Raw genomic sequence first — 15,936 nt, 5'->3', positions numbered from 1 at the left:
GTGCCGCCGGGTGCAGCCCGACGTGGCCACGAAGATGATCGCGAACAAGGCCTCACGACCGCCTGCCCGACGTCGGCCCCCGCCCTCCGGGCGCGTCCCCTCAGCCGGGGGACTATCCGCCGAAACGGCGCCCGCAACCTGTCCGGCATCAGCCGCCTAACCCGGGGGCACAGTGCCCGCGCCCTTGCCAGGATGCGCTCTGCAAATATTGGGTGTCGACTGGATATTAGCGCAAGTCCATCGCGTCCACTGCGCTCAGCACTCGGGAATCAAAATTTCCAAACTATGGTGCAGCTATGATCGGAACACATTGGAAGCGTATATGTATAGAATTCGTTGTCACTCTACTAGTGGCTAGCGGTCCTTGTGTCTACGCCTTTCCTGCATCATTGAGCGACACAATGGAACAGGACATAGATGCGGCAGCGAAAGGCGTCGATGCGTTCTGGAGGAAGCACTGGTCTGAATTCTTTACAGGATCCTACGCTTCACCCATAGTTGTAGGCCTGTACAACGGTAATTCGGCAGATCCTCTTACGTGTGGCGGGGAGCCAGTGGAGGCCGGTAATGCGCTTTACTGCCTGCCGGAAGACTACCTCGCCTGGGACGTCGGTCTCATGCAGAAGGGCTACGAGGCTGGAGATGCTTACGTGTACTTCATCGTCGCACACGAGTGGGGGCATGCGGTGCAGAACCGTCTCAATGTCCGGCTGCGATCTATCGCCAAGGAGCTGCAAGCAGACTGCCTCGCCGGAGCCGAACTCAAGGGCGCCAAGGAAGACAAAATGATTATCTTCGAAGGCGGAGACACTGGTGAGTTGATCGAGGCGATCAATAGCCTTTCTGACGACCTGCCTTGGACCAAGGTCGGTGACCACGGTGACGCTACCCAGCGAGTCAACGCCTTTATCAGGGGGCTAGGAGGGGGAGTTGGAGACTGTCTGCCACTGGCGGCACCTCCCTAGTATTCCCGGGTGAGCCTGCTTCGATCGTCGCGAGGTGGATCACGGCTTCGGAGCGGTACGGGTGGGTTTCGTAGTCGCGAGAGAGGGGCCGTGATGCATGAACCAGCTGAAGGCCCGCTTTACAACTTTGAAGGGCGATCTCGACGTCGATGCCGAACCGGGCGCCATGGTCGATGGCTTTGGTCCGGTAGCCGGTGTCAGCCCAGGCCTTCGTGAGGCGGGGGTGGGCGGCAGCGATGTTCGCGAGTAGGCGGATGCCGCCAGCGTTGAACGAGACGCTGGCCGCGGTGACCCAAACGGCCAAAAGCAGGCCGAGAGTGTAGGCGCCCATGTGGCGTTTCGGTCGGCGATCTTCTTGCCCGCGTCGATAGCCTGGCCAGCGGCCGGAACGTTGGCGCTGGGCTTGACGCTCTGCGCGTCGAGGACGCATACACTCGGTTCGGCGTCCCGACCCTCCGCTATCCGCGGGTCCGCTCCGGCCGCGATGACTTCTTCACTCTGAGCGCAGACCTGGCCACGTCCGCATGCTGGCCTGCGACAGGAGCGCGTGCGGAGGCCATCAGCGAGGTAGTCGCGCGGGTGCCGCAACGACGGAGGTAGTGACGCCGACGGAGGCTATTCTGGTGGCTGTGATTCGCGCGGGTGAATTCGGGGACTGTATGGCTGACGTGGGTGAAGCCCATAGGTGCACGTCCCACGATTCTCTGGTGCCATGGCGCAATGTGGATCAGGCGGTCACAGCCGGAGGAACGGGTCGCGCATAGGCCGGCGGCGGCGCGACGGCGTCGGATGCGCCGCACCGGAGGGGCGTCGCCGTGGTTGACACTGGCTGGCATGTTGCCGGGGGTCGCCGCACTCGTGGGGCTTGGTTTGACCTATGCGGCCGTGGAGCAAACGCAGACCGAATTGGCGATTACCGAGCAGGGGCAGATCACCACCAGGTTCAATGAAGCGGTTTCGCACCTGGCTTCGCCGTCGAGAGACGTGCGGTTCGGGGGCATCTATGCGCTGGAACGCATCATGCAGGACTCGCCCCGCGACCAGCCGAGGATCATCGCGGTGCTTTCGACGTATATGCGTACCCGGTCCCCCACTCCCAGGAGTAGTTGGGAGGCAATGGACACTGGTTTCCCATATCCGATCGACGCCGACATTTCTGCTGCGGCAGAGGTGCTGGCCGAGCGCCCTCGCGACAAGGATGGTCGGGAAAGGGTTAATTGGAACTACGCGGATCTGCGCGGCCTGGAGTTGCAGGCTCGCCACGGCAATACGACGCTCGGAAGTGGAGATCCTTCCGCCGCGCCTTTCTTCACTTTCGGATACGCAAAGCTGAATCATGCGGACCTGAGGCGCGTGATCCTTACGGGTGTGGACCTGAATAATGTGTTGGCTTACGAATTGAACCTTGCCAATGCGTATCTCGTTAATGTGAGTTTTATTAGCGCGAGCATGCCCTGGGCGAACTTGACGAATGCGCGATTTGAAGGCAATACGAGTCTGGCATATGCTGACCTTTCTGATGCTACCTTGGTTGACGCTGAACTGATCGGTGTCGATTTGGTTAAGGCTGACCTGGGGCCAATCGAAACTGATGAGCAGGACAAGACCGGTGCGAATCTGACTCGCGCGAATCTGACGAATGCGAACCTTGGGCCGGGCAAGGAAGGGGGAAAGGGGGCGAACCTGACAGGTGCGATCTTGGACAGCGTGAACCTGGCCGGCGCGAACCTGACGAACGCGGACCTGACGAACGCGGACCTGACGAACGCGAATCTTGGACCGGCCGAGAAGGGGAGTAAGGGCGCGAATCTGACAGGCGCGAATCTGACAGGCGCGAATCTGGCCAACGTAGACCTGACCAACGCGAACCTGACCGGTGCCATCGTAACGAAGGAACAGCTGGCCGAGGTGAAGACGCACCACGGGGCAATCGGACTGCCATCGGAGCTTCGCTAGCTTCGCCGAGGTGGGCGGGCCATTTTGGCCAACGCCTGTGAAATCCCCGGACGTAGTTTGGGCGGAGATCATATGCTGTGGATGGTTGAAGTAACTCGTTGCCATTGCGGCCGAGATCCTTCGGGCTAATTCAACAAGTGGGCGTTTACCGCGCGGGCCTGGTCGGCGAGGTTGGGGAGCTCCACGACTTGGATGCCCTTTGCGCGGAGGGTCTCGACGCCCACGCAGTCGGCTACGAGGAGGCTTGGTTCCCTCCAGGCAATGACCACGTGGCGGATAGGGGAGCGGAGGATCAGCTGGGTGCAGGTGAGGGGGCGGGACTTGCGTTCCGAGCAGGGTTCCAGGGTGCTGTAAAGCGTGGCGCCGGCCAGGCGGGGGTCGTCCGCCGGGAGTTTGGCCAGGGCTGATTCCTCGGCGTGGACGTGGGCGTCCGTCTCGCGGGAGTAGCCGTTGGCGAGCTCCGTGCCGTCGGCGCCCACGATGATGGCGCCGACGGAGAAGGCGCCCTCGGCCGGTGGGCACTTGCGGGAGAGTTCGATGGCCCGCTCCATCCAGGTCACATCGTCGGCGTGCGTCATGCGGGGCCCTCCTGCTTGGGCAGGTAGCGGAGAAGGACCACGTCGCCGATCGTGCTGGCCTCTGCCAAGTGCATTCGGCGGGTGGAGCCTCCGGGGTAGGTGGCGGGGTTCAGGAAGCGGGGGGCGCCGGGGTCGCCGACGACCAGCGGGGCGATGGCGAGGTGGATCTCGTCCGCCAGGCCCTGTGAGAGGAAAGCGGTGTGGATCTGGCCGCCGCCCTCCACCATCAGCCGCTCTATGCCGCGGGCCCCGAGGTCGTCCAGCAGGGCGCCGAAGTCGATGGCCGGGCCAGTGGAGACGACGTCAGCCAGGCCGGCGAGCCGCTCGCGGAGCTTCTCCTCGCCCGCGTCCGTCGTGTAAGCGAGCTTCTCGCCGCCGTGGTGCCAGAACTTCAGGTCGGCTTCAAGGTCTCCGCTCGCGGAGATGGTGACCTTCAGGGGGTACGCGGGCTTGCCTGAAGCGACACGTGACGCGCGCCGCTCCTGGCTGTTCACCAGGAGCCGCGGGTTGTCGGACCGCATCGTGCCGGCGCCGATCAGGATCGCGTCGGACTCGGCGCGGACCTGGTCCACCCGGTCGAAGTCCTCGCTGTTGCTCAGCAGCAGACGTTCGGTGCTGGTGTCGTCGATGTAGCCGTCCACGGACGTGGCCACGCTCAGGAGGACGTACGGGCGGGGCATGGGGTCTCCTTCATGTGCTGGTCAGGGCGGAGGGAGCCTGTTCAGGCCTGGCGCAGAACTGCCTCGGTCAGAGCGTCCTTGAAGTCGCTCACGCCAGGGACCGTACGCCATTGATCAAGTGCGCCGTCGAGTTGGGCCAGCTCGCGCGAGATGCGGTCGGAGCCGGTCTCCTTCGCGATGGCCAGGGCCTGCAGTCCGATGGAGGCTGCCTGCTCGGCCTCGCCTGCGTGGGCCAGTGAGACGGCCTCGCGTCCCAGGTAGACCCCGCGGTCTCGGTGGAAGCCGGCGGGCAGTCGGCTGATGGCGTTCCGGAAGCCGGCCGCTGCTCCGTGGTGGTCCCCGAGTGCCGCGAGGCTGTGGGCTCGCTGCACGTCTATGTACGCGCCGTCGAGCCAGACACCCCACGGTGAGGAGGGGTCCGGATCCATCGTGGCGTGCAGCTCTCGTGCGTGTTCGTACGCGCGCTGCGCCATGAGCGGGTCTTTCCGAAGGGCGTGACCGTGGGCTCCGTACGTAGCGGCCACCGCAGCGAGGCGACTCCTCGGCGCCGCGCGGTCCTCCGCGGCCTCGGCGACGTCGACGGCCTCGATCGGATCCTTCATGTCGCCGGCCAGCTGGCTGCGGCGCGCCAGGATGTACGTGGTCAGTTCGTCGTCGCCCGCCATGTGCGAGGCCTCCAGGGCCTCTCGCATCCAGTGCTGGGCGGCACGGAAGTCCCCGAGGTCCTGGTAGAGCCAGCCGCACAGCTCGGAGTACTGCGTCTGCAGCTGGAGCAGCTGCCGGCGATCGGTGCCGCGGCGATCCGCGCGCAGTGCCTTGATTGCGGCGATCTGCTGCTGGACCGTCGGTATCACCCGATGGGGACCGAACAGGTTGTCGTTGTCGATCAGCACCCGTCGCGTTGCCTGGAGCAGCTCGATCGGGTCGGCCCCTGAGGCGATGAGATCGGACCGTGGGGCAGGGCTCGCGGCCGCTGAAAGGTCGGAGGTCGCGGCGATCGCGGCACCAGCGCCGAGCGCACCGATCAGAGCCCTTCGAGACAGGGACACGAAGATGATCCTTCCGTCATCGGAACGTACGGGGATGGACATCCCCTCCTCCGACGGTGCCTGAGGCTCCGCTTCCCCAGCCAGGGCCACAGAGCCGTTGGCCACATGGGGCCCTCGATTAGCCACATCCCCTGTGGGGAGGGCCTCAACGCTGACCCCTTCGAGGATCGTTGCGTGGAGCTGGACGAGCGAGCCGCTCGCGCCGAGCGCGTCGTCGTACGCCCGGACCAGATCGGCGGATGCGGCCTGCCCGCCGCGCTCCACTCGTGCCATGTAGCTGGTGTTGAACAGGATCGATCGGCTGAGCTTGCCCAGCGATAAGCCCCGCTGTGTGCGCCAGGCGCGCATCTCGGCGCCGAGGTAGTGCTGAGGGCTTGCATGCGGTGTCAGATCGTTCGGTCGCTGCCCCACTCGTCCCCCCTCATGCGGCCTGTGTGGTCGCCCGATGGCGGCCACATAGCAGATCTGTCGGTCCATCAAATGCCTGGTCTGCAAAGGATGCAGAGGGCGGCGACAGCCTAGCGGCGCAGGTCGGAGCCCTCCATTCGATCCGAGCGAAGGGGGCAGATTACGGCAACGGCAGCCGATCGTGATCCCGGCTCGCGCCCCGAGGGTGGCGCCCGGAGCGGTGTGGGGGAGAAGCTACTTCTCCTCCGGCTCCGCGACCCGCTCACGGAGGTCGGTGACCTCGCCCTGGAGCCGCGCCACCTGCTCGCGGAGCTCCGCGATGGCGGCCTCGGGGCCGGCGAACTTGGCGGCCTCGAAGGCTTCGGCGGTCAAAAACGCCCCCTTGCCCTGGTGCCTTACGGCGACACCGTCCGTCTTGAGCTGTCGGGTGGCGTCGCGAGCCACGGTCACGGTGAGGCCGTACGTCGCCTGGAGGTCCGCCAGGGACGGCAGCTTGCGCGACTCCGCGAACTCTCCGGCCGCGATCCTCCGCCGCAGCTGCTCGGCCACCTGCTGATAGGCGGGCTTGCCGGTCCACTCGACCATCTGCACCTCATGTCTCTGCGCTGTCACTGCCTCAGCGCGCCCAAGTGGCACAGGGAGAGCTAGTACTCCAGCCGGACTTCTCCATTACCGATGAACGCTCCTTCCGTACCGCTACCGCTGCTGGTCAGGAGGGGGCAGGCCGTCCTCGTAGCCCTCGACCTCATGGTTCCTGAGCATCTTGGACACAGGCTCCTTGAGGTTTCCCCGCAGGAACGGGACCGCGTTGACCAGGTACTCCCTGGCGTCGAGGAGGTTCTCCAGGACCTGGAAGTACACCGCGCCGCGGGTGAACTCGGTGTCCACCTCATAGATCTCCTCGACGAAGCCGAAGCACCGCCGCAGCAGGTCATCGTCCCGCTCCGGCGCCGCCAGGGCGGGCTGGAGGACGGGCCTGACCAGCCCGTCGAGCAGGATCGCGTAGAGGTCCAGGTCGGTGTCCGAGGTCGGCAGCGCCTCGATCGGTCCGTCCTCCTCCTCGTATACCTCCTCCAGGAAGGGCCTGGTCTCGGGAACCCTGTCGAGCAGGTGTCCGAGGTAGTGGTCCGCGATCATTCCTGATCACCTCATCCCGAAGGGTCCAGGAGCGTGTCGACGGCCGACTCGGACGCCTCGCCCCAACCGTAGTCGTGGACGTCCACAGGGTACGAGAGGACGCCCACACTCAAGCCGTTGACCAGCGGCAATGGAGAAGTCCCGGCTGGAGTACTAACTGGCAGATGGGTCAGGGGGGTGCTTGAATGGGAATGCCGCGGTGAGCTGGCACTTCGTGAACACACCGAAGCCGGACCGCGTATCTCACGCCACGCAGGCTGCCTATTGCCCTGCGGAGGATCCCGAGCCACAGCTGTAGCTCGGGCTGCTGAAGGGACCCAACCATGGCCAAGTACACGAAAGAGCCGCCCGACTGCAGATCTGAGATTCTGTTCGTCGGCACCACAGGTCTATGACCGCTCGCCAACTCTCCTGATGTTCCCGTCGAGATGTACATCGACATCCTGGCACCCGAGAGATACATGAGTGTGTACTTCGAACAGGTGTCGCTCTACATCGAGGTCCTGACGGAAGGTGTGAAGATAGTCCCGCACCCGACCGTCAACCCTAGTGGTGAGTGGTCAATATGGGACGGTGGCCAGTGGGTCGTGACCTCGCCGATGAGCCGTCCGCCCACAGATCGACTGCGTTTGAGGCATTACGACAAACGCGTCACCTCTGGCTCCACCAATGGAAAGACACACTGGCTCGGCGTGACGGGTCTCCCGAGTACCGGAGCGTTGGAGATGCGCGCCTATTGCGATGCGATCAACGCTGTCGCTGACGCAAAGAGTTGCAGGATCCACATGGACGACTTTCACGTGGGCCAGCAGCTGTCGGGATTCCTGGACTGACTCTCTTCCCGTCCAGCAGCTGCTGGACGGGAAGAAGGAGCGCAGCCGCTCGCGTCGAGCACGTCTTCTCCGTGTGTGAAGACCGGGGAGGCGACCCGCAGCTGCTGCCGCTCAAAGGCGACCGCATGCACAGGCGCGAGGTGTATCGCACGGGCACGTCCGCACCAGCCCGGAGGTCTCTACGGGGCAGCCCTTAGTCTGCGCTCATGCGACAAGTGACAAGATCCTTAGGTCTGTTCGCGCTTCTGCTCTTCATGACTGGGTGCGGTGGCAAGCAGACGACCACCACGACCGGTGATGTCACCACAACGGTGGTGCAGGACAGTCGATGGGTTACTGCCGCGATCTCGGCCGGCGCTGTTCTCATCAGCTCGGCTGCAGCCGCCTGGATCACTCACTACTTCACTGGGCGGATCGAGAGGAGGAGGCAGCAGCACGTCGACGCCTTGGAGGCCGCGAAGCGCGAGCACGAGGCCAGGCTGACGCACGAGCAGCGCGTGCGGGAGCAGGTGGTCGCCACCTCCAAGACCATCTCGAAGATGCTTCAGGACTTCCGGGCGAAGATCGGTGAGGCCACGGAGGCCGCGGACACCTTGGCCGCCACGCTCCTATACGACGAATGCGCGGCCGTAGTCCGCCGGCACCATGACGACGCCCTGCCCGTCATCGAGGTCATGCCGGATCTGGAGCTCCGGCAGCGGGCCAACGCCGTCTTCGAGGCCTACGGGGAGTGGGCGGCCGGCACGGCCGAAGCGCTGTCGAATCTCACGAGGCGACCCGATGCCGCTGGGCTGGACGGCACTCGCGAGGAGTTCTACGAGCGCGCCCGACGGGTGATCAGCGATGCGTCAGGCTGACGCGCGGCCCACACGTCCCTCACACGGGACCAGTGCTTAACAACGACAAAGGCCCGGACTCAGTGGGACTGAGTTCGGGCCTTCATGCTTGGCACTTCAGCTGGTCAGCGGCGCGATCGCGCTGTCTCTGCTGGAGTGCCCCCGGCAGGATTCGAACCTGCGCACACGGCTCCGGAGGCCGTTGCTCTATCCCCTGAGCTACGGGGGCGCGGTCGCCGGTGTTGCGGCGACGGGTTGAACACTACCAGCTTCCGTGGGGTGATCAGGAACTGGTTTCGGGGGGAGGAGGGGGTGGGTCGCCCGGAGGGGGTGGAAGTGGCAAAAACCCGGACGCGGGGCCCCGGCTCGACCTACTCTCGAGTTGTGCCAGGCGTCTCAGGCCGGGTGCTTGTTGTCGACGACAACAAGGTCATCCGGCAGCTGATCAAGGTCAATCTCGAGCTGGAGGGCTTCGAGGTCGTGACCGCGAACGATGGTGCCGAGTGTCTGGACGTGGTCCATCACGTGTGTCCCGACGTGATCACGCTCGACGTGGTCATGCCGCGCCTGGACGGGTTCGGGGCGGCCGCGCGGTTGCGGGCCGATCCGCGGACCAGGGACGTGCCCGTCGCCATCGTGAGCGCCTGCACGCAGCTCGAGGTGGAGGCCGGGATCGGGGCCGGGGTGGACGCCTTCCTCGCGAAGCCCTTCGAGCCTGCCGAGCTCGTGCGCGTCGTACGCAGGCTGGTCGAGCGCAAGGACCGGCGCGACGGGAGGAAAGGGGCGCCCGCCGGGCGGGGGAGGGGCTGAGCCCGCGGCCTGCTGTTCACATGGCGAAATCCTTCGTGGGATGACACGGCGTCTCCCCTAGGCTGGTCCCGTGACCCCCGCAGACCTCTCCCCTTGCGTCGTACGCGCCGTGCGCTGCGCCGTCGCGGACGGGGAGCTGGCCGCCGCCGCGGCCGCGCCCGAGCGGGTCGTGATCGAGCGGACCCGGCCCGGTGGGGTGGGGGAGTATGCCACCCCCGTCGCCTTCCAGATCGCCAAGGCGGCCGGCTGCCCGCCCCGTGACGTGGCGGACGTACTGGCCCGGCGGCTCGGCGCGGAGCCCGGGATCGAGCGCGTCGAGGTCACGGGAGCCGGTTTCCTCAATTTCGTGCTCGCCCCGCCCCGCGCCCCCGATGTCGTCCGCGACGCCCTCATCCGCGACATCGTCATCCGGGACGTGCGCGGCGGGGCCGTGTTCGCCGACCGGGGCGATGAAGCCGCCCCCGCCGGCGAGCCCGAGCCAGACCACGGCCTCGGGCTGCGCGAGCGCGTCGTGCGCCGCAGCGTCCTGCGGCTCGTGTGCGCCCAGGGCGGTACCGCGCGCGACCTGCCCGAGAGCCTGCCCGTCGCCCCCCTCGCCAGGCGGGACTCCGACGTCGTCGCCCGGTACGGCGCCGGGGCCGCGTACTGGCGGATGCTCTCCGTGCCGGCCCGCGAGACCCCCGTCTTCTCCGAGGACCTGCTCCTCCAGGGCGAGGGCAACGAGTTCTTCCGGGTGCGCTACGCCCACGCCCGCAGCCGGGCCCTGCTCGGGAACGCCGGCCGGCTGGGCTTCCACCCCGAGACCGGGGAGGTCCCCGACGCGCCCGCGCTGCTGCGCGCCCTCGCCGACCACCCCCTCGCCCTCGAAGCCGCCGCGCACCACCGTGCGCCCGAGCGGCTCACCCGGGACCTCGTCGAGCTGGCGGACGCGCTGCTCGACTTCCAGTACCGCGTACTGCCCCAGGGCGACGAGAAACCCTCGGCCGCCCACCGCGCCCGGCTGGCTCTTGCCGAAGCCGCCGGGACGGTGCTGGCCGGCGGCCTGGCCCTGCTCGGCATAGACGCACCGACACGACTGTGAACCGCGAAGAGAGATACCGATGAGCCGTTCCGCGCACCCCGCCGGACCCCGCCACGCCGACGTCCTGCCCGAGGGGCACTACTCCCCGCCGCCCGCCGACCTGAACGCGCTGGACGAGAAGGTCTGGGCGCGGACCGTCACCCGCGGCGGCGACGGGGTCGTGTCCGTCGGCGGCATCGAAGTGACCCGGCTGGCCGAGGAGTTCGGCACCCCCGCGTACTTCCTGGACGAGGAGGACTTCCGGGCGCGGTGCCGGGCCTGGGCGCACGCCTTCGGTCCCGACGCCGACGTCTTCTACGCCGGGAAGGCGTTCCTCTCCAAGGCCGTCGTGAAGTGGCTGAAGGAAGAGGGGCTGAACGTCGACGTCTGCTCCGGCGGGGAACTGGCCACCGCCCTCGCCGCCGGCATGCCCGCCTCCCGCATCGCCTTCCACGGCAACAACAAGTCCGAGGCCGAGATCCGCCGGGCCGTCGGCGCCGGAGTCGGACGGATCGTCCTCGACTCCTTCCAGGAGATCGCCCGCGTCGCGCACATCGCCCGTGAGCTGGGTGTGCGCCAGCCCGTGCAGATCCGCGTGACGGTCGGCGTCGAGGCGCACACGCACGAGTTCATCGCGACCGCCCACGAGGACCAGAAGTTCGGGATCGCCGTCGCGGACGGGTCCGCCGCCGAGGCCGTGCGGCGCGCGCTCGGCCACGACAGCCTGGAGCTGCTCGGCGTCCACTCCCACATCGGCTCGCAGATCTTCGACATGGCCGGCTTCGAGGTCTCCGCCAAGCGCGTCGTGCGGCTGCTCGCCGCCGTGCGCGACGAGCACGGGGTGGAGCTGCCCGAGATCGACCTCGGCGGCGGGCTCGGCATCGCCTACACCTCGGGCGACGACCCGCGCGAGCCCCACGAGATCGCCAAGGCCCTGCACGAGATCGTGGCCCGGGAGTGCGAGAGCGCCGGGCTGCGCGCCCCCCGGATCTCGGTCGAGCCCGGCCGCGCCATCGTCGGCCCGACCGCCTTCACCCTGTACGAGGTCGGGACGATCAAGCCCCTCGAGGGACTGCGTACGTACGTGAGCGTCGACGGCGGGATGTCCGACAACATCCGCACCGCCCTGTACGACGCCGAGTACTCCATCTCCCTCGTCTCCCGCACCTCCACGGCCGAGCCCATGCTCGTACGCGTCGTCGGCAAGCACTGCGAGAGCGGTGACATCGTCGTGAAGGACGCCTTCCTGCCCGCCGACCTGGCCCCCGGCGACCTCCTCGCCGTGCCGGCCACCGGCGCGTACTGCCGTTCCATGGCCAGCAATTACAACCACGCGCTCCGGCCGCCGGTCGTCGCCGTGCGTGACGGACAGGCGCGAGTGATCGTCCGTCGCGAGACGGAGGAAGATCTCCTGCGTCTCGACCTCGGATAATGAAATTGGTGTCTCACTCAATGGACCGAGGATGGAAACTGCTGTCCATTGAGTGAGACTGGTTCCACCCGGCGCGCAACCCGTGCGCGGGGTCTCGATGGAAGATCGAAAGGCGTAGGTCGAATGATGCGTACGCGTCCGCTGAAGGTGGCGCTGCTGGGCTGTGGAGTGGTCGGCTCAGAGGTGGCCCGCATCATGACGACGCACGCCGACGACCTCACGCAGAGGATCGGCGCGCCCGTGGAGCTCGCCGGCGTGGCGGTGCGCCGCCCCTCGAAGGTGCGCGAGGGCATCGACCCCTCCCTGATCACCACCGATGCGACCGCCCTGCTCAAACGCGGTGACATCGACATCGCCATCGAGGTCATCGGCGGCATCGAGCCCGCGCGCGGCCTGATCACCACCGCCTTCGAGCACGGCGTCTCCGTGGTCTCCGCGAACAAGGCACTGCTCGCCCAGGACGGCGCCGCGCTGCACGCGGCAGCCGAGCGGCACGGGCTGGACCTGTACTACGAGGCCGCCGTCGCCGGCGCCATCCCGCTGGTCCGCCCGATGCGCGAGTCCCTCGCGGGCGACAAGATCAACCGGGTGATGGGCATCGTCAACGGCACGACGAACTTCATCCTCGACAAGATGGACTCCACCGGCGCCGGCTACCAGGAGGCGCTCGACGAGGCCACCGCCCTCGGGTACGCCGAGGCCGACCCGACCGCCGACGTCGAGGGCTACGACGCCGCCGCCAAGGCCGCGATCCTGGCCGGCATCGCCTTCCACACCCGGGTCCGCCTCGACGACGTCTACCGCGAGGGCATGACCGAGGTCAGCTCCGCCGACTTCGCCTCCGCCAAGCGCATGGGCTGCACCATCAAGCTCCTCGCCATCCTGGAGCGCGCCGCCGACGGCGAGTCCGTCACCGCCCGCGTCCACCCGGCGATGATCCCGCTCACCCACCCGCTCGCCTCCGTCCGCGAGGCGTACAACGCCGTCTTCGTCGAGGCGGAGGCCGCCGGACGGCTCATGTTCTACGGGCCCGGCGCGGGCGGCGCGCCGACCGCCTCCGCGGTCCTCGGCGACCTCGTCGCCGTCGCCCGCAACAAGCTCGCCGAGGCAACGGGGCCCGGCGAGTCCGCGTACACCCAGCTGCCGGTCAGCCCCATGGGGGACGTCGTCACGCGCTACCACATCAGCCTCGATGTGGCGGACAAGCCGGGCGTCCTCGCCCAGGTGGCGACCACCTTCGCGGAGCACGGTGTCTCCATCGACACGGTCCGCCAGCAGGGCAAGGACGGCGAGGCCTCCCTCGTCGTCGTCACTCACCGCGCGCCCGACGCGGCCCTCTCCGGGACCGTCGAGGCACTGCGGAAGCTGGACACCGTCCGCGGTGTCGCCAGCATCATGCGTGTTGAAGGGGAGTAAGGACCCATGAGCAGCAATCGCACCCACCAGTGGCGCGGCATCATCGAGGAGTACCGGGACCGCCTGCCGGTCACGGCCAAGACCCCGGTGGTCACGCTCCGCGAGGGCGGCACTCCCCTCGTCCCCGCGCAGGTGCTCTCCGAGCGCACCGGCTGCGAGGTCCACCTGAAGGTCGAGGGCGCCAACCCCACCGGGTCCTTCAAGGACCGCGGCATGACCATGGCGATCACCAGGGCCAAGGAGGAGGGCGCCAAGGCCGTCATCTGCGCCTCCACCGGCAACACTTCGGCCTCCGCCGCCGCGTACGCGGTGCGCGCCGGGATGGTCTGCGCGGTGCTCGTGCCGCGCGGCAAGATCGCGCTCGGCAAGATGGGCCAGGCCCTCGTGCACGGCGCCAAGATCCTGCAGGTGGACGGCAACTTCGACGACTGCCTGAACCTGGCCCGCGCGCTCTCCGACAACTACCCCGTCGCGCTGGTCAATTCGGTCAACCCGGTGCGCATCGAGGGCCAGAAGACGGCCGCGTTCGAGATCGTCGACGCGCTCGGCGACGCCCCCGACGTCCATGTGCTGCCCGTCGGCAACGCCGGCAACATCACGGCGTACTGGAAGGGCTTCAAGGAGTACAAGGCCGACGGCCTGTCCTCCCGTACGCCCCGCGTGTGGGGTTTCCAGGCCTCCGGCTCCGCGCCGATCGTGCGCGGCGAGGTCGTCAAGGAGCCGCACACCGTCGCCACCGCGATCCGCATCGGCAACCCGGCCTCCTGGGACTACGCCCTGCAGGCGCGCGACGAGTCGGGCGGCTTCATCGACGAGGTGACCGACCGCCAGATCCTGGCCGCCTACCGGCTGTTGGCCGCCCAGGAGGGCGTCTTCGTCGAGCCCGCATCGGCCGCCTCGGTGGCCGGCCTGCTCAAGGCCGCCGAGCTGGGCCTGGTGGACCCCGGTCAGAAGATCGTGTGCACCGTCACCGGCAACGGCCTGAAGGACCCCGACTGGGCGATCGCCGGCGCTCCGCAGCCGGTCACCGTTCCGGTGGACGCCGAGGCCGCCGCCGTCCGTCTCGGTCTGGTCTAGGCCGGACCCGGTGGGGGGACCCGGCGCCGTGCGCCTGGTCCCCGCCCGGTCCCAGGAGTAACGCACACCACGTGCGAGCCGGTTCCGGAGGGCTTCCGAGGCCCTCCGGAACCCGGCAACTCACCCCGTACGACGACAAAAGTGCGGCCGAAGCCGTCGAAGCCGGCGACACGCATCGTGCGCCTCCTGTGCGCCCTATGTCGCGAGAGAACCTTCCTTCGATACGCTGTACTTACATCCGCCACCGCGCATATGACCGCGGTGCTGCCCCGAGGGCCTTCGGGTGTCGTACGTTCTCCAGTACATTCGCAGCGAGCCAGCGAAGAGCGAAGATCTCGCACAGTCACAAGGAGTGTCATCGGACGATGGCCGGTCCAGCGTTCCGCGCCGCCGCCGTACGGGTGCGCGTCCCCGCCAGCAGTGCCAACCTCGGCCCGGGCTTCGACGCCCTGGGCCTGGCCCTGGGGCTCTACGACGACGTAGTCGTCCGGGTGGCCGACTCCGGCCTGAACATCGACATCGCGGGCGAGGGCGCCGACACCCTCCCGCGGGACGAGAGCCACCTGCTCGTACGCTCCATGCGCACCGCCTTCGACCTGCTGGGCGGGCAGCCGCGCGGCCTCGAGGTCGTCTGCGCCAACCGGATCCCGCACGGCCGCGGCCTCGGCTCCTCCTCCGCCGCGATCTGCGCCGGCATCGTCGCCGCCCGCGCCGTGACCATAGGCGGCGAGGCCAGGCTCGACGACGCGGCGCTGCTGGAGCTCGCCACCGAGATCGAGGGACACCCCGACAACGTCGCCGCCTGTCTGCTCGGCGGGTTCACCCTGGCGTGGATGGACGGGGGCAGTGCCAAGGCGATCCGAATGGAGCCTGCCGAATCCATCGTTCCGGTGGTCTTCGTGCCTTCCAAGCCGGTCCTGACGGAGACCGCGCGCGGCCTGCTGCCGCGCAGCGTCCCGCACGTGGACGCGGCCGTCAACGCGGGCCGCGCGGGCCTGCTCGTGGAAGCCCTGACCAGGCGTCCCGAGCTGCTGCTGCCCGCGACCGAGGACCGGCTCCACCAGGAGTACCGGTCCCCGGCGATGCCCGAGAGCGTCGCCCTGGTGAACCGACTGCGGGCGGACGGGATCCCCGCGGTCATCTCCGGCGCGGGCCCCACGGTCCTCGCGCTGGTCGACAACGGCGCGGCCGACAAGGTCGCGCAGCTCGCGGGCGAGGGATGGGCGGCCAACCGGCTCGCCCTCGACGCCGCGGGCGCGAGCGTACTTCCGCTGGGCACCCAGGGCGGCTGAAGCCGTTCTCGTGGGGTGCGCAGCCGGTCAGGGGCGGGCGGCCAGGGCAGGCCGCCCGCGCGGAAGGGCGCGATTGCCGGTGATTGAGAGGGGGAATATCTATTGGATCCGGTAGTGTTAGTCTCAAGTGCGCATCGGAAGCCGCCATGGCTCGGTGCTCAGTGTCCCCATCCGGGACCACATTTCTTCCGGGAGCCTCCCCGACTGCTTTGATCACTTCCAGCAGTTTCGGGCACGCTCCGGAATCGGCGTGACATTCCCACGCTTTCAGCTCGGGGGCTTCTCGCCGGAAACACCCATGCATGTTTTCTCTCCGCCGTATCTCTATCGGCGGACCACCGCCCCGGCACGGTCCACACCTAGGACTGTTGTCGGACAGCACAACCGGTCGCCGAGCCAGACAGGCC

General features: G+C 67.8%; 15 protein-coding genes, 1 tRNA gene and 2 pseudogenes. 10 read left to right on the top strand and 8 right to left on the bottom strand.

The features are described from left to right. Positions 1 to 9: 9 nt before the first annotated feature. A pseudogene (locus ACZ6JT_RS15685) lies at positions 10 to 149 on the bottom strand (IS5/IS1182 family transposase); the annotation flags it as partial. A 252-nt stretch (positions 150 to 401) separates the two neighbouring features. On the opposite strand from ACZ6JT_RS15685, the gene ACZ6JT_RS15680 reads away from it, so the two are divergent. Beyond that, entirely contained in the window at positions 402 to 965 is a 564-nt protein-coding gene (locus ACZ6JT_RS15680; protein WP_469210161.1) for a neutral zinc metallopeptidase, read from the top strand. Here ACZ6JT_RS15680 and ACZ6JT_RS15675 read toward each other — a convergent pair. Beyond that, positions 910 to 1,430, bottom strand: a pseudogene (locus ACZ6JT_RS15675) (transposase); the annotation flags it as partial. The gene ACZ6JT_RS15680 and the pseudogene ACZ6JT_RS15675 sit on opposite strands and share 56 nt — an antisense overlap. Before the next feature lie 369 nt (positions 1,431 to 1,799). On the opposite strand from ACZ6JT_RS15675, the gene ACZ6JT_RS15670 reads away from it, so the two are divergent. After that, a complete protein-coding gene (locus ACZ6JT_RS15670; protein ID WP_469210159.1) occupies positions 1,800 to 2,921 on the top strand; it encodes a pentapeptide repeat-containing protein in 1,122 nt (373 codons plus the stop codon). 125 nt (positions 2,922 to 3,046) lie between these two features. Here the strand turns inward: ACZ6JT_RS15670 and ACZ6JT_RS15665 are convergent, their stop codons facing one another. From ACZ6JT_RS15665 to ACZ6JT_RS15645, 5 genes are all read right to left on the bottom strand, one after another. Continuing rightward, positions 3,047 to 3,499 carry a cytidine/deoxycytidylate deaminase family protein gene (locus ACZ6JT_RS15665; RefSeq protein WP_469210157.1) on the bottom strand — a complete coding sequence of 151 codons (453 nt, stop codon included), beginning with the start codon at positions 3,497 to 3,499 and terminating at the stop codon, positions 3,047 to 3,049. Continuing rightward, entirely contained in the window at positions 3,496 to 4,179 is a 684-nt protein-coding gene (locus ACZ6JT_RS15660; RefSeq protein ID WP_469210155.1) for a RibD family protein, read from the bottom strand. The genes ACZ6JT_RS15665 and ACZ6JT_RS15660 overlap by 4 nt, the downstream gene beginning before the upstream one ends. A 41-nt stretch (positions 4,180 to 4,220) precedes the next feature. Further along, on the bottom strand, positions 4,221 to 5,639 hold the full coding sequence (locus ACZ6JT_RS15655) for a helix-turn-helix domain-containing protein (RefSeq protein ID WP_469210153.1): 1,419 nt from the start codon (positions 5,637 to 5,639) through the stop codon (positions 4,221 to 4,223). A gap of 231 nt (positions 5,640 to 5,870) precedes the next feature. Then, positions 5,871 to 6,221, bottom strand: a complete 351-nt coding sequence (locus tag ACZ6JT_RS15650; RefSeq protein ID WP_469210151.1) for a winged helix-turn-helix domain-containing protein — start codon at positions 6,219 to 6,221, stop codon at positions 5,871 to 5,873. A gap of 111 nt (positions 6,222 to 6,332) precedes the next feature. Further along, positions 6,333 to 6,773 (bottom strand): DUF7674 family protein, encoded by a 441-nt coding sequence (locus tag ACZ6JT_RS15645; protein WP_469210149.1) that lies wholly within the window; start codon positions 6,771 to 6,773, stop codon positions 6,333 to 6,335. A 428-nt stretch (positions 6,774 to 7,201) separates the two neighbouring features. On the opposite strand from ACZ6JT_RS15645, the gene ACZ6JT_RS15640 reads away from it, so the two are divergent. Continuing rightward, positions 7,202 to 7,606 (top strand): hypothetical protein, encoded by a 405-nt coding sequence (locus ACZ6JT_RS15640; RefSeq protein WP_469210147.1) that lies wholly within the window; start codon positions 7,202 to 7,204, stop codon positions 7,604 to 7,606. A 206-nt stretch (positions 7,607 to 7,812) separates the two neighbouring features. Continuing rightward, positions 7,813 to 8,463 carry a hypothetical protein gene (locus tag ACZ6JT_RS15635; protein WP_469210145.1) on the top strand — a complete coding sequence of 217 codons (651 nt, stop codon included), beginning with the start codon at positions 7,813 to 7,815 and terminating at the stop codon, positions 8,461 to 8,463. A 136-nt stretch (positions 8,464 to 8,599) separates the two neighbouring features. Here ACZ6JT_RS15635 and ACZ6JT_RS15630 read toward each other — a convergent pair. Continuing rightward, positions 8,600 to 8,671: transfer RNA gene (locus tag ACZ6JT_RS15630), tRNA-Arg, on the bottom strand. A gap of 83 nt (positions 8,672 to 8,754) precedes the next feature. Between ACZ6JT_RS15630 and ACZ6JT_RS15625 the strand changes: the two genes are divergently transcribed. The 6 genes from ACZ6JT_RS15625 (at position 8,755) to thrB (ending at position 15,529) form a co-directional block, all read left to right on the top strand. After that, a complete protein-coding gene (locus ACZ6JT_RS15625) occupies positions 8,755 to 9,252 on the top strand; it encodes a response regulator (protein ID WP_469210716.1) in 498 nt (165 codons plus the stop codon). 70 nt (positions 9,253 to 9,322) lie between these two features. Then, a complete protein-coding gene (gene nrtL, locus ACZ6JT_RS15620) occupies positions 9,323 to 10,333 on the top strand; it encodes an ArgS-related anticodon-binding protein NrtL (RefSeq protein ID WP_469210143.1) in 1,011 nt (336 codons plus the stop codon). Positions 10,334 to 10,352: 19 nt separating this feature from the next. Continuing rightward, positions 10,353 to 11,744, top strand: coding sequence for a diaminopimelate decarboxylase (gene lysA / locus ACZ6JT_RS15615; RefSeq protein ID WP_365480955.1), 1,392 nt, complete (start codon positions 10,353 to 10,355; stop codon positions 11,742 to 11,744). A 126-nt stretch (positions 11,745 to 11,870) separates the two neighbouring features. Beyond that, the gene (locus tag ACZ6JT_RS15610) at positions 11,871 to 13,160 is read left to right on the top strand and encodes a homoserine dehydrogenase (RefSeq protein WP_376612932.1); all 1,290 of its coding nucleotides are present in this window, start codon (positions 11,871 to 11,873) and stop codon (positions 13,158 to 13,160) included. A gap of 6 nt (positions 13,161 to 13,166) precedes the next feature. After that, entirely contained in the window at positions 13,167 to 14,237 is a 1,071-nt protein-coding gene (gene thrC, locus ACZ6JT_RS15605; RefSeq protein WP_469210141.1) for a threonine synthase, read from the top strand. Between the two features lie 365 nt (positions 14,238 to 14,602). Continuing rightward, entirely contained in the window at positions 14,603 to 15,529 is a 927-nt protein-coding gene (gene thrB, locus ACZ6JT_RS15600) for a homoserine kinase (protein WP_030708122.1), read from the top strand. The last annotated feature ends 407 nt before the right edge of the window (positions 15,530 to 15,936 follow it).

Source organism: Streptomyces sp. NPDC046308 (assembly GCF_055588065.1).
The sequence above is the reverse complement of the archived record's forward strand: the minus strand, read 5'-3'. Positions and strand labels throughout refer to the sequence as shown.